Origin of the sequence: Candidatus Sarcina troglodytae, from assembly GCF_015708635.1 — a bacterium.
Classification (GTDB): domain Bacteria; phylum Bacillota; class Clostridia; order Clostridiales; family Clostridiaceae; genus Sarcina; species Sarcina ventriculi.
This window is the reverse complement of the sequence record NZ_CP051754.1, coordinates 746,509-759,725: the sequence shown is the minus strand read 5'-3', so window position 1 is coordinate 759,725 and position 13,217 is coordinate 746,509. Positions and strand designations below refer to the sequence as shown.

General features: G+C 27.7%; 13 protein-coding genes. 1 reads left to right on the top strand and 12 read right to left on the bottom strand.

Annotated elements, in window-relative coordinates:
• Positions 1-54: 54 nt before the first annotated feature.
• Genes lacB through HH195_RS03300 form a run of 3 tightly spaced genes read right to left on the bottom strand, consistent with a single transcriptional unit; the run spans position 55 to position 1,780 of the window.
• Positions 55-573 (bottom strand): galactose-6-phosphate isomerase subunit LacB, encoded by a 519-nt coding sequence (lacB, locus tag HH195_RS03310; RefSeq protein WP_196371565.1) that lies wholly within the window; start codon positions 571-573, stop codon positions 55-57.
• Positions 574-583: 10 nt separating this feature from the next.
• Complete coding sequence (gene lacA / locus HH195_RS03305; protein WP_196371564.1) at positions 584-1,009, bottom strand: galactose-6-phosphate isomerase subunit LacA; 426 nt, start codon at positions 1,007-1,009, stop codon at positions 584-586.
• Between the two features lie 3 nt (positions 1,010-1,012).
• Entirely contained in the window at positions 1,013-1,780 is a 768-nt protein-coding gene (locus HH195_RS03300; protein ID WP_196371563.1) for a DeoR/GlpR family DNA-binding transcription regulator, read from the bottom strand.
• A gap of 418 nt (positions 1,781-2,198) precedes the next feature.
• On the opposite strand from HH195_RS03300, the gene HH195_RS03295 reads away from it, so the two are divergent.
• Positions 2,199-3,782, top strand: a complete 1,584-nt coding sequence (locus HH195_RS03295) for a glycosyl hydrolase 53 family protein (RefSeq protein ID WP_196371562.1) — start codon at positions 2,199-2,201, stop codon at positions 3,780-3,782.
• A gap of 81 nt (positions 3,783-3,863) precedes the next feature.
• Here HH195_RS03295 and HH195_RS03290 read toward each other — a convergent pair whose 3' ends face one another.
• The 9 genes from HH195_RS03290 to HH195_RS03250 form a co-directional block, all read right to left on the bottom strand.
• Positions 3,864-4,805, bottom strand: a complete 942-nt coding sequence (locus HH195_RS03290; RefSeq protein WP_196371561.1) for a M14 family metallopeptidase — start codon at positions 4,803-4,805, stop codon at positions 3,864-3,866.
• A 73-nt stretch (positions 4,806-4,878) separates the two neighbouring features.
• Complete coding sequence (locus HH195_RS03285) at positions 4,879-5,655, bottom strand: ABC transporter ATP-binding protein (protein ID WP_196371560.1); 777 nt, start codon at positions 5,653-5,655, stop codon at positions 4,879-4,881.
• Positions 5,656-5,667: 12 nt separating this feature from the next.
• Positions 5,668-6,468, bottom strand: coding sequence for an ABC transporter ATP-binding protein (locus HH195_RS03280; protein ID WP_195924299.1), 801 nt, complete (start codon positions 6,466-6,468; stop codon positions 5,668-5,670).
• Positions 6,455-7,291 (bottom strand): nickel/cobalt ABC transporter permease, encoded by an 837-nt coding sequence (opp1C, locus tag HH195_RS03275; protein ID WP_196371559.1) that lies wholly within the window; start codon positions 7,289-7,291, stop codon positions 6,455-6,457. Before opp1C ends, HH195_RS03280 begins: the two co-directional genes overlap by 14 nt.
• Positions 7,292-8,233, bottom strand: coding sequence for a nickel/cobalt ABC transporter permease (opp1B, locus tag HH195_RS03270; RefSeq protein ID WP_196371558.1), 942 nt, complete (start codon positions 8,231-8,233; stop codon positions 7,292-7,294).
• A 68-nt stretch (positions 8,234-8,301) separates the two neighbouring features.
• Positions 8,302-9,933 carry a nickel ABC transporter substrate-binding protein gene (gene nikA, locus HH195_RS03265; RefSeq protein WP_207750877.1) on the bottom strand — a complete coding sequence of 544 codons (1,632 nt, stop codon included), beginning with the start codon at positions 9,931-9,933 and terminating at the stop codon, positions 8,302-8,304.
• Positions 9,934-10,071: 138 nt separating this feature from the next.
• Positions 10,072-10,986: a LysR family transcriptional regulator gene (locus tag HH195_RS03260; protein WP_196371557.1), complete on the bottom strand. Its 915-nt coding sequence runs from the start codon at positions 10,984-10,986 to the stop codon at positions 10,072-10,074.
• 167 nt (positions 10,987-11,153) lie between these two features.
• Complete coding sequence (locus tag HH195_RS03255; RefSeq protein ID WP_243278536.1) at positions 11,154-12,743, bottom strand: ABC1 kinase family protein; 1,590 nt, start codon at positions 12,741-12,743, stop codon at positions 11,154-11,156.
• Positions 12,736-13,068 (bottom strand): phasin family protein, encoded by a 333-nt coding sequence (locus HH195_RS03250; protein WP_196371556.1) that lies wholly within the window; start codon positions 13,066-13,068, stop codon positions 12,736-12,738. Before HH195_RS03250 ends, HH195_RS03255 begins: the two co-directional genes overlap by 8 nt.
• Positions 13,069-13,217 lie beyond the last annotated feature (149 nt).

Sequence of the window (13,217 nt, the reverse complement as noted above, 5' to 3'; positions counted from 1 at the left end):
TATTTCAAACTTACTTTATATATTTAAAACCACAATTATAACATCCCATAAACATTAATCATGGTATTCTCCCTTATCCCATTTTTCTAAAAATTCATCAAAAAAGTGTTCATTTTTAAATTGATCTTCTCTTGTAACTGCAATTGAATCTAATTTCTTAATAACTTCTAAATCCTCGTTTGTAGGCTCAAATTTAGTATCTAAAAATGTCTCTACCATATTTTCCATTAAACCAACGCCAGTAATTCTTCCACCAAATCCTAATATATTAGCATTTAAATGTTTTCTAGCATAAGCCACAGTTGAAATATCCCTAGCTAAAACTGTTCTTGTTCCAGCAACTTTTGTAGCAGATGCTGTTATTCCAACACCTGTTCCACAAAGAACAATACCTAAATCAGCTTCTTTTGAAACAACCTTTTCTGCTGCTTTTTTTCCATAAATAGCATAGTGCGTTCTTTCCTTATCATAAGTTCCACAATCTATAACTTCATATCCCTTTTCTTTTAAATAGTTCACTAGATAATTTTTTCTATCTGTAACAATATGGTCACAAGCAACTGCTATCTTCATAACCTTCCCCCTATAACATTTTGTTTAACATATCAACTCTTATTTGGTGTCTGCCCCCTGCATATTCAGATTCTAAATATGAATCTACTATATTTTCTGCAAGAGTTTGACCTAATATCTTAGAACCTAAAGTTATCACAGATGTATTATTATGGTTTCTTGTCATAAACGCTGAATGCTCATCTGAAACTTGAGCACAAATAATACCTTTATGTTTATTTGCAGCTATAAATGACCCTACACCATAAGCATCTATAAGTATTGCTCTATCCCCCTCATTTCCAAGTATTCCTTTACATACTCTGTCTGCTGAGTCTACAAAATCAACAGAGTCTTCTGTTTTATCTACAACTTGATAACCTTTACTTAAAAGATATGATTTTAAATGTTCTTTTAAATCAACTCCATATTTATCAGAACCTATTAATATTTTCATAAATTACTCCCCTCTTACACTATTAATTATTTTGCAATATTTTGAATACTTATATTTTAAATCACTATCTAAATCAAATTCTGTAACAATTGCTGTTATATCATCTAATTTATATAATGTATAAAAATCTTCTTTCTCAAATTTGGTATAATCACAAACTAAATATCTCTCTATTGAGTTGTTTAACATTATCCTTTGACTTTCTCCTTCTTCCTCATTAGATGTCATAATATTATTATTTAATATTCCATTAGCTCCTATAAACGTACTTTGCACTCTTATTTTATTTAAAATTTCATTAGCAAAGCTTCCTACAAAAGTATTAGTTTTGTGCCTTAACCTACCTCCAACTAATATAACCTCAAATTGCTCATTATCTTTACATTTTTCAAATATACTTAGACAATTAGTAATTATTTTTACATTATTTGATTTAATATAGTCAGGTATATACTCTGTGGTTGTTCCTGGTCCTATATAAATATTATCATTATTTTTTACTAAACTTGCTGCAATTTTAGCAACTTCAATTTTATTATCAATATTTATATTCCTTTTTTCATTTGGTGAAAGTTCCTCAAATTTAGCTCCCTCTAAACTTCTAGCTCCTCCATGAATTCTAATTAACAGACCTTTTTCTTCTAAAAATCTTAAATCTCTTCTTATTGTCATTTCAGTTGTCTTAAGCTTTTCTGTTAAATCTGTCACTTTTATTATTCCAAATTTGTCTAAAGCCTGTAATATAATTTCATGTCGTTGCTCCCTTAGCATGTCTTATCACCTCTATACTTTAATATATTTTTGTTTAGTAAATTTTATGTTTATTTTTTATCTTTTTTTTTCGCTTTTGTTTATATTTATATTATACATATTCAAATATATTGTTTTCAATTTCCATTTTTATCAATTTTAAACTTTTTATCTCCATATTTTGAAACTATATTGATTTTTCATTAATTATCTTTATTTTTCTATTTTTTACTAATAATTGTATTTTTATCATTATTTTTTATATGTTTAAAATTAACAAAAATTAACATGTATTTTATTTACATTTATTTATTTTATTGTTATAATCTTTCTGTAATATATTTTAGACGCATTTTGTTTTACATATGATAACTTAGCTTTAAAAAAGCTAAAATATATTGATTTTTTTATATTTAAATTTTATTTTAGGGGGAAATTTATGATTAAAAGAATTTCTAAGCCATTTATCTTATCTTTATTATCCTGTCTTTTGGTGTCTAATATAGGCATTGATAAAACCTCTGTCGTAGCAAATGCTGCGAATACATCTAATACTTATTCTTCTTCTAATATTGCTAAGGGTGCAGATATTGGATGGGTCAGCCAATTAGAAGACATAGGAATAAAATGGGTTAATGATAATGGCAATACAGAAGATCCATTAAAAATTCTTAAAGATAAAGGAATTGATTCTGTCAGATTAAGAGTCTTTGTTGATCCACCATCTAATTATACTTGGACTAAAAGAGATGGAACTGTATGCTACTTGGGATATTCTGACAAAGATAGTGTTGTAGCTATGGCTAAACGAGCAAAAGAACTTGATATGAAAATTATGATTGATTTTCATTACAGCGACCATTTCGCTGATCCAGCTTATCAAGACAAGCCAAAAGCTTGGGAAAACCATACCTTTAATAAGCTTAAAGAAGACGTATACAATCATACAACTGAAGTTATGACAGCATTAGCTAATGAAGGGATTTATCCTGAATGGGTTCAAGTAGGAAATGAAACTAACTCTGGAATGTTATGGGATGATGGATACATTTGGGATGGATCTAGTACCCCTAATGTCACTTCATGGTCACAACTTATAAACGAAGGTTATAGTGCAGTGAAAAATATTAGTCCATCTTCAAAAGTTATTCTACATTTAGCTCATGGTTATGACAATTCTCTATTTAGAAATATTTTTGATGCTTTAAAAGATGCTGGTACTAATTATGATGTAATTGGTATGTCTTATTATCCTTATTGGGAAGGTTCTGAATATACTGATAGTATTAATGATATAATATACAACCTAAATGATATGTCTAGTCGTTATAATAAAGATGTTATGATTTGTGAAATTGGAGGTCTTGAAGATGAAGCTACTGAAACTTATAATTTAATAAAAGCAGCTATAAAAGCTGTTTCAGATGTTCCAAATGGACGTGGATTAGGTGTATTCTATTGGGAACCTGCTGTAAGTTCTTCTGTTCTTCCTGATGAATATCCTTTAGGGGCTTGTACAGAAATTTCTAAAAACACTCTTAAATTTACTACTGCTCTAGATGCTTTTAAAGACTCTGCATTTAATGATTTAAACACAAATAGTACTTATAAAATAGTCAATAGAATTAGTGGTAAAGCCTTAAATGTGTCTGGAGGCTCTCATGAGAGTGGAGCAACTATTGAACAATACACTTATTACGGTTGGAATAGTCAAAAATGGAAATTGATATCATCTGGAAATGGATATTATAAAATAATGAATGTGGGCAGCGGAAAAGTTCTTGACATTTCTGAATCTTCTTTACAAAATGGTGCTTCTAATATTCAATCTAATAATAATAATGGACTTAATCAACAATGGAAACTTATTAAAACAGAAGATAACTACTACAAGATACAAAATAGAAACAGTTCTAAAGTTTTAGACATTAAAGCTTCTTCTAAGGACGAGTGTGCATCTAGCATACAATGGGAAGATAATGGTGGTTGGAACCAAATGTGGATATTAGTCGAGGTAGACTAATATTAAAATCAATATAAACAATTAAAAATAAAAGATTGTATAAAAATTTTTTATACAATCTTTTATAATATTTAATTTAAATTAACATTTACCATAAGCTATTAATGGCTCATCTTTTTCTATTGATAAAGAAACTGTCATATAAAGAATAACCCCATTCATCTTTGCATAATATTTTGCTATTATATTTCCAAAAAAATCTTTAACTTCCCCTAAAAGTTCACCTTCTTTTATCTTTTGCCCTGCCTCTACTTTAGGATACCAACACCCATCACAAGTAGATTCTAAATAAACAGCCTCCGTTATATCTATAGGCTTGTTAATTTGTTTAATCTGTCCATCTAATACATTAAAATGCTTTAAAATTGTAAATATATCATTTTTATAATCATATATTTCTTGATTATTCCACAGTCCTCTTCCACCTTTTTCAATAAGAATACTTGGTATTCCATTAATCGCTGCATAATTATAAGATCCTGTTTTTGCATTTGATTTTACCATATAATTTACATTCAAAAGAGCTGCAATTCTCTTTGACTCTTCAATAACATTATTATTTCCAATTCCAGGATAATAAACAAAGTTTGTTGCCATTTCATAAAGATCTCCACCGTGTAAATCTATGTAAAAATCACATTGAATATGACATTCATTCTCAATAAAATGTGCTAACTTTTCAGTTATTGTTCCTTCTATATTCCCAGGAAACTCTCTATTTAAATTTTTATTATCATCCGGAACAACTGCACTTATCTTCTTTTTAAATGCTCTAACATTTACAGGATGTATTATTATTATTTTACCGCTTATATTTTTAGGATTTATTTCCTTTGCAAGTTCAATAGCTGTTTCAATAGCTGTATACTCACAGCCATGAACTCCACTTGTTATCAGTATAGTTTTTCCTGAAAATTCTCCATTAATAAGTGTTACAGGCATACGGTAATCTGTATCATAAATTTGTACAAACCCTTCTTTTTTCATTCCTCTATCTGCTACTAAATCCCCTAATTTTAACATAAAATTCCTCCCAAATAACTAATTAATTTTTTTATATATTTTTATGTAACATATATTTATTACAACGTAAATTTTAAATATTAATAGCTTTTTTATAATCAAAAAAATCTATATCATCTACCGAATCTAACAATGCTTTGGAATACTCGCTTTTTACATACTTTAAATCTTTTATATCATCTATTTTTTCTATAATTTCTCCGTTTTTTAAAAACATAACCTTATCACATATATAAGTTACTGCTGATAAATCATGAGTTATAAAAAGATATGATAAATTATATTTCTCCTTTAATTCTATTAATAAATCCAAAACCTGTACTTGTACTGAAACATCTAAAGAACTTATAGCCTCATCTAATAAAATAAATTTAGGTTTTTGTGAAATGGCTCTCGCAATACATACTCTTTGAAGTTGTCCCCCACTTAGTTCGTGCGGATATCTATATAAATAATCTTTATTTAAGCCCACTTGTTCTAAAAGTTCTATAACCTTTTTTTCTAATTCTTCTCTATTTAATTTTTTTTCTAACAAAGTTTCTTTTATTATATCTATAACTTTAAATCTTGGATTTACTGAAGTGGTATAATCTTGAAACACTACATTTAGTTCTTTTTGCCAAATATCCCTATTTAAAACACCATTAAAAGTTATAGTTCCTTTTTGTTGCTTTTCCAATCCCAATATTATACGTCCTAGAGTACTCTTTCCACTCCCAGATTCCCCTATTAATCCTAAGCATTCTCCTTCATTTAAACTAAAGGAAACATTCTTAAGTATGTTAGCATTATTTCTCTTTAATTTTCTTCTACCATAACTAAATTCTATATTCTTAACCTCTAATAACATGAACTCTCTCCTTTAATTAACTATTTGTTTAAATTTTCTAAGAAGTTTAAGCCTAGTATCAACTAAAAATTTGGTATGTTCATTTTGTGGATTTAAAATTATCTCTTCTTTACTGCCATATTCTATTATTTCGCCCTTATTCATAACTATAATATCATCTGCAACCTTACTTAAAACACCTAAATCATGAGTTATAAAAATCATTGAAGTATTTAATTCTCTTTTCATTTTTAAAAATTCCTCTATAATTTCCCGTTGATTCAAACTATCAACAGCCGTTGTTGGTTCATCTGCAATTATTAAATATGGTTTTAAGAAAATAGTTATACCTATTATTATTCTTTGAAGCATTCCTCCACTTAGTTCATGTGGATATTTTTTTAATATTTCCTTTGAATTTTTTAAATTCATTTTTTCAAAAGATTTTATAGCTAAATCTCTAGCTTCTTTTTTACTTATTCTCATATTCTCTATAAATGTTTCAATAACTTGATTTCCAACCGTATATAAAGGATTAAATGCTGTCATAGGATTTTGAACTATCATAGCTATCTCATTTCCTCTTAATTTTCTTTTTTCATTTTCACTTAACGTTAATATATCCTGCCCTTTAAATATAGCTTCACCTTTAATTTCAAAATCTTTATTTAAAAGCCCCAAAATAGCTTTACAAGTAATACTTTTACCGCTACCTGATTCACCCAATATCCCTAAGCATCTCTTTTCCTTAACATTAAAAGATATATTATTTATAATTTTATTTGATTCTTGTCCATTTTTAATGAAAACTTCCAAATTATTAACTTTTAACATCTAAACTTTCCCCTTTAATATCTAACAAATCCCTAAAGCAATCTCCCAAAAGATTAAATGTAGCCACAACCACAAAAATCAATACAGCCGGTGCAATCATTTGCTCAGGTCTAGTTGAAATAACATTTTTAGCATCACTTAACATTAAGCCCCACTCAGGTGTTGGTGCTTGTACTCCAAGCCCTAAAAATGATAGTGTTGAAATATTTAATATCACCCATCCCATATCTAGTGTTGCTAAAACAGCAATTTCTGATAATATATTAGGAATTATATGTTTAAATATAATATAACTTCTTTTACTCTTTATTACTTGTGAATAATACATATAATTTTTGTGCCTATGTTCTAATACAAAACCTCTTATCATACGTGCATACCATGTCCACTTTACAATAATATAAGCAAAAACTACATTATTAATTCCAACACCTAAAATTCCAACTATAGCTAAAATCATAACCTGACTTGGAAAAGACATCATTATATCACAAAATCTCATTAAAATTTCATCTATAATTCCTCCAAAGAAACCTGAAATAATTCCAACTAAACTTCCAACAAAAATAGTTCCAATCATTGTTAAAAAAGCTATAAAAAGTGTTGTTCGTATCCCATAGATTAATCTAGATAAAATGCATCTGCCAAGTGCATCTGTCCCTAGAGGATATTGTATGGAACTACCTGCATATCTATGCCCAATATTTTGGATATATGGATCATTTGGAGCTATTTGTTTTGCAAAAATCCCTAAAATAATAACAAAAGTTATAATTAAAACGCACATAATTGCCACTTTATCTTTTAAAAACTTTTTTACCATTTACTTTATAAGCCCCCTTTTCATTCTCGGGTCAATAAACGCTTGAATTATATCAACTATAAGATTGCAAAAAACAAACATTACTCCCATAAGAAGAATATAAGCTTGAATTATAGGATAATCCCTATTAAAAATAGCTGATACACCAAGTCTTCCAATTCCAGGAATTGCAAATAAATTTTCTATTATAAAAGCTCCTGCCACAAGATACGCTATACTCATTCCAAATGCATTCATATATGACTTTAATGAATTTTTAAATACATGCTTAAATAATATGGATTTATTTTTCAATCCTCGAACCTTTCCATAAAAAACATAATTTTCATTTAAATTATCTAAAACACTGCTCCTTATTAACCTAGCATAGGTTGAAATCTCCGATAAACTTAATGCAATTGCGGGTAATACAAAGTGCCTAAAACTTCTAGCTCCACTTGTCGGAAACATTTTGAATTTTACTCCCAAAAAATAAATAAGCATTATGCCTACCAAATAACTTGGCATTGAACTTCCCATAAAAATTAATACACGAACAATCTTATCAAAAATACTATTTTTATAAATAGCACTAAAAATTCCAATTGGTATACTTACGCATACTACTATAATTAAAGCTAACACAGAAAGTTTTATTGTATAAGGAAGGCACCTTGTTATTTCACTTAGAACAGTTCTAGTTGTGTTTGCATAAGATACCCCAAAATCTAAATGTAAACAATTATTAAGCCAATTAAAATATCTAATAAAAAAAGGCTTATCAAGTCCTAACTCCACTCTCATAGATGCAATAGCTTCATCTGTTGGTACTATTTCATTAATTCTAAGGGCAACCTCAGCTGGGTCAGATGGCATAAAATTTATTAATAAAAATGCTATAAAGGATATTACAAAAAGCATCGGAATAACTAATAACAACCTTTTAATTATATATTTTTTCATTTAAACCTCCTTATTACATAATTAATAAACCAGTTTAAAAATTCTAAGCCGGTTTATTATTATTAAAATTATTCACCCATTGTCATATCCGCAAAAGTTACTTCATATTGAGATTGACCAAATGTAACATTTTTTATTTTATTACTATATATTGCACGATTCGTTTCGTAAGTTAATGGAATATATACTGCTTCTTCGTGAAGAGTTTCTAAAACATAAGTATAATATTCTTGTCTTTCTTCTTCAGTTGTAGCCTCTAATGCATTTAAAATCGCCTCATCTATCTGTTCTTTTTCTTTTAATCCCTTTTGTGCCTCATAATCTCCATGAACTGACGATTCTCTCATACTAGCTAAAAATGATTGTGGATCATAAGGTTTTCCCCATGATTCATTAAATATAATATCAAAATTTCCACTTTTCGCCCTATCAGTATAAGCTTGAGCTTCCTCTCCAATTATCTCTAAATTTATTCCTATTTTAGCAAGTTCACCTTTATAAAATTCTGCTATCGTTTTATCAGTGACATTATCACTAGAATAATGAAGAGTAAATGCTAATTCTCGTCCATCTTTCTGCCTATAACTTTGTCCATTAACTTCTACCCAACCTGCTTCATTTAAAAGCTCTTTAGCCTTTTCTAAATTATATTCATAAGGTGTTAATCCAATATCTGCATAAGGAACTTCGCTTGAAAATAGAGTATAAGCTGGATCTTCTATTCCTAAAAATATAGATTTTGATATTGTTTCTCTATCAGTTGCATATTGTAATGCTTTCCTAAGTCTAACATCTCCTAATATTTCATCTTGTGTATTTATCATCATAACTCTAGATGAAATTGGCTCTGATACTTTTGTTTTAAATTCTGATAAGTTTAGAAATTTAGTATAAGTTTCTGAATCTATCATATTAGCTCCATAAATCAAATCAATTTCCCCACTTTCAAGAGCCATAACACGACTTTGACTATCAGGAATAACTTTTACAATTATCTCTTCGATATCTGGAACATCTCCCCAATATTTTTCATTCACTTTAAAAATAGCATATTCATCAGTAACGTGTTCAGATAAATAATATGAGCCAGTACCTATATAATCTGTAACACCATTTTTAGTAGTTCCATCTATAAAACAATTTGGTGAAATAAACCTCAAAGGTCTTATTACTCCAAGTTCTACTAAAAATGGATAATATGATTTTGATAAATGAATTGTTAATTCATATTCTCCAGTTACCTCTACACTTTCTTTTCCAGAATTTTCAACTTCTTTCATCAAACTAACAGATTCTATCCAAGAATGTCTTTCATAATTATCTAAAATCGCATCAAAATTTAATTTAGCAGCCTCAGCATTAAACTTAGCACCATCTGTAAAATATACATCTTCTCTTAATTTAAACACATAAGTTTTTCCGTCTTCAGACACTTCATAACTTTCTGCTAACCATGGTGAAATGCTTCCATCGTCTTTAATTTTTACTAAAGATTCATATAAAAGATTTTGTGCAAACATTTCTCCATTATATAAGTGTGGGTTTAAGTCTCTTATATCTCTATAATTTGCATAAACTATCTTTTCATCACCGTCATCTACCATGCTTGAGCTTTCAGCACTTCCACATCCAACTAAAAGCATATTAGCTGTAATAAACGCTGAAATAATCCCTATTAATTTTTTATTTTTTAAAACCACCCTATCCCCCCTAAACTATTAAAATTAATATAAAAATAGTTTACTTTATTTATAATTATTTCATATTATATCATTTATTTTATTTTATTAGTAATATTAAATTTGACTATATTGTTATTCCATTTTGATATAACTAAACTATTTACATATCTCACTTTTTAAAATTTTTATGAAATTTATAGCTTTATTGGATAATGATTCGTTTTTTCTAGTAACATATCCTATACACACCTCATCACTACAATCTATAATATCAATAGCTTTAATATTTAATGTTTCATAATCTTTATTTTTAAAATTAAAACCAAATTTACAAATATCAGTATTTTCAATAAGGGAATTCATTATATAATTGCTATTGGTTGTTATTATATTGCTGAACGATTTTTTATTAATATTTTTATATATATCAAAATTTTCTAAATATTGCTCTAAAGAAAAAAAATCTCTAGTTAATTGAACAAACTTCAAATTTAAAATCTCTTTAATAGTAATACTCTCTTTATTATAAAGAGGGTTATTTTTTCCTACATATATACAAAGTTTTTGGGTATCTAAAATATGAAATTCTAAATTTTTATGATTTAAATTATGAGTAAAACAACATTTTTGATTGCTCAAAATATAAACTATTCCAAATTCAGAAACATAATTTTTAACATTATCTATTATTTGCTCTACATTCTCTTCCAAAAAATGTATTTTAATATTTTCTTCCTTATATTGTTCATAATAATCACATAAAACTTTTGAAATCACATAATTTTGATGACATGAAACATTTAACTTCTTACTTGATTTTTCGTAAGATATAGATTCTATAATATCAACATTTTCCAAAACTCTTTTGGCATAATCATATATTTCATACCCCTTATCAGTTAATCTTACCCCTTTACTATTCCTATTAAAAAGTTCTACATTAGCTTTCTTTTCAAAAGCCTTTATAACTTTACTAACATTAGATTGAGATGTAAAAAGCTTTTCTGCTGCTTTATTAATACTGCCACAATCAGCTACCGTTATAAAATATCTAAGTTGCTTTAATTGCATCTACTTTCCTCCACATTTATAATTATCTTGATAATATCAACTTTGTATATTATTGTCAAATATAACCTTAATAAACAAAAAAGTTGCATCAAAAAATAAAAAGACAAAATTTCAGTATAAAATAAATACTTTTATTGAAACTTGCATTTTATTTTAGATACAACTTTTTATTTATATGGTTTAATAGATTTAAAAAGGCTATATAAAAGTATAAGCCCTAAAACTAGAGCTATCATAAAGCCTAAGACTCCCAAAGCTGGTATATCAAAAAGTTTAGGTGTCATCCCTGTTGTACAAATTAAACTAGATGATATCAAAAGCCCTGTTATTATAATTCCCATAACAAGCTTATTTACCATCTTGTCTATCAATCCTAAAGGTTCTTCAGCATCTGCAAAATCTAAATTTAACTTTAAATGCCCTTTTGATGTTATTTTTAAAACTTCTGATAATTGTTGAGGTAATTTTATAAGTTTTGTAGCTGAAGCATAAGCTGTTCTTCCACCATTTCTAACTTCTTTTTCTAAATCAAACTCTTTAAATACTTCACTTGCAACATGATTTGAAACTATGTCTATAATATTTATTTGAGGTGCTAAAATAGATACAACCCCCTGTATAGTTATAAGTCCACGCCCAAGCATCGTAATACCCTTTGGAATACCAATATTATGTCTATTTGCAATACTTAAAAATTCTTCTAATATAATTCCTAAATCAATATCAGACATCTCAACTTCGCTATATTTATTCATAAAGATATCTATATCTTCATAAAGTTTTGAATGATTTATTCTTCTATTAACCTCACCTAATGTAAGTACAACATCTTTAAGCTTTCCTATATCATTTGTTGCAACAGCCATAATAGCATTTTTTATAAGCCCTCTATCACGATTAGAAAGTTTGCCAACCATACCAAGATCAATCCATACAATTTCTCCACCCTTTATTTTTATATTTCCAGGATGCGGATCTGCATGAAAAAATGCATCATCTACTATTTGCTTTATGTAATTTTCGCAAAATTTATTAGCAATATCTGTTAAATCATATCCTAAATTTATAAGTTCATTAGTCTTGTCTATTTGTACACCATCTATATATTCCATAACAAGAACTTTTGATGTTGTGTATTTAGTATAAATTTTAGGACATGTAGCATAAACAATATCTTTATTTAACTTGTAAAACTCCTTAGCATTTTTAGCTTCAATTAAAAAATCCATCTCCTCTTGAGATACATTCCACATTTCATTTAAAATTTCATTAAAATCTAATACGCTTCCATTTTTTATAGCAATTTTAAGCATTGCACTTGCTTTTCTTAAAAGTATAATATCTCTAGACATTATATCGCGTATATTAGGTCTTTGAATTTTAAAAACTACAGGAGAGCCATCCTTTAAAACAGCATAATGAGCTTGTGCTATGGATGCTGACCCTAAAGGTTTTTCTCTAAACTCTAAACATAAACTCTCAATTTCACAATCATATTCTTCGCGTATTACATGTCTAACCTCATCCATAGTCATAGGCTTAACCTCTGCTCTTAACTTTGTAAGTTCCTTGCAATAAGCCTCTGGTAGCATATCAGACCTCATAGACATTACTTGACCAAGTTTTACAAATGTAGGACCTAAATCCTCAATTATTAACCTTAATTTTTCAGGAGTCATTCCTTTGACAATTTTATGTCTAGAAAGGACTCCTAAAATTTCTCTTAATCTATCCTTATTATTTCCTAAGTTACTCACTTTTCTCTTCCTGCATTTTCATTATCTTAGCCTTTAAAATAGCTAATTCATCCTTTTCTAATTTGTCTATGTTATTAAATATATAATCTTTCATATTGCTATCTTTATTTATATCATTATTTTGTTTATCTCTATTAAAATTTTCTTTTGCATTGTTTAAATTTCTTTTTAATTCTTCATTTAAAACTTTTCCTTGCTCTACTGTTAATTCTCCCTTTTCTACTAGAGAATCTACCATTTCTTTTGATTTTTCAGCTGTTGTTGCAACTGCACCTATTCCCATTAATAATATTTTCTTTAAATCATCATTTAAATTAAAAATCATTTTTTCTCCTCCTTAACATACATAAACACTTCTTATTATTTAAAAATTCTTAACATTTCCTAAAGTTTTACTTTAAGCTCTACTTTATTATTTACCGCTATCTAATTTTAATGTAAATTAAAAGTTAATAAAGTTTCTTTTAAACTATT

What these genes read in the sequence shown, in the direction of transcription:
- lacB (WP_196371565.1), bottom strand. Translation starts at nt 573, where the DNA reads ATGAAGATAGCAGTTGCTTGTGACCATATTGTTACAGATAGAAAAAAT.
- lacA (WP_196371564.1), bottom strand. Translation starts at nt 1,009, where the DNA reads ATGAAAATATTAATAGGTTCTGATAAATATGGAGTTGATTTAAAAGAA.
- opp1B (WP_196371558.1), bottom strand. Translation starts at nt 8,233, where the DNA reads ATGAAAAAATATATAATTAAAAGGTTGTTATTAGTTATTCCGATGCTT.
- HH195_RS03290 (WP_196371561.1), bottom strand. Translation starts at nt 4,805, where the DNA reads ATGTTAAAATTAGGGGATTTAGTAGCAGATAGAGGAATGAAAAAAGAA.
- HH195_RS03285 (WP_196371560.1), bottom strand. Translation starts at nt 5,655, where the DNA reads ATGTTATTAGAGGTTAAGAATATAGAATTTAGTTATGGTAGAAGAAAA.
- HH195_RS03295 (WP_196371562.1), top strand. Translation starts at nt 2,199, where the DNA reads ATGATTAAAAGAATTTCTAAGCCATTTATCTTATCTTTATTATCCTGT.
- HH195_RS03250 (WP_196371556.1), bottom strand. Translation starts at nt 13,068, where the DNA reads ATGATTTTTAATTTAAATGATGATTTAAAGAAAATATTATTAATGGGA.
- HH195_RS03300 (WP_196371563.1), bottom strand. Translation starts at nt 1,780, where the DNA reads ATGCTAAGGGAGCAACGACATGAAATTATATTACAGGCTTTAGACAAA.
- HH195_RS03280 (WP_195924299.1), bottom strand. Translation starts at nt 6,468, where the DNA reads ATGTTAAAAGTTAATAATTTGGAAGTTTTCATTAAAAATGGACAAGAA.
- opp1C (WP_196371559.1), bottom strand. Translation starts at nt 7,291, where the DNA reads ATGGTAAAAAAGTTTTTAAAAGATAAAGTGGCAATTATGTGCGTTTTA.
- HH195_RS03260 (WP_196371557.1), bottom strand. Translation starts at nt 10,986, where the DNA reads ATGCAATTAAAGCAACTTAGATATTTTATAACGGTAGCTGATTGTGGC.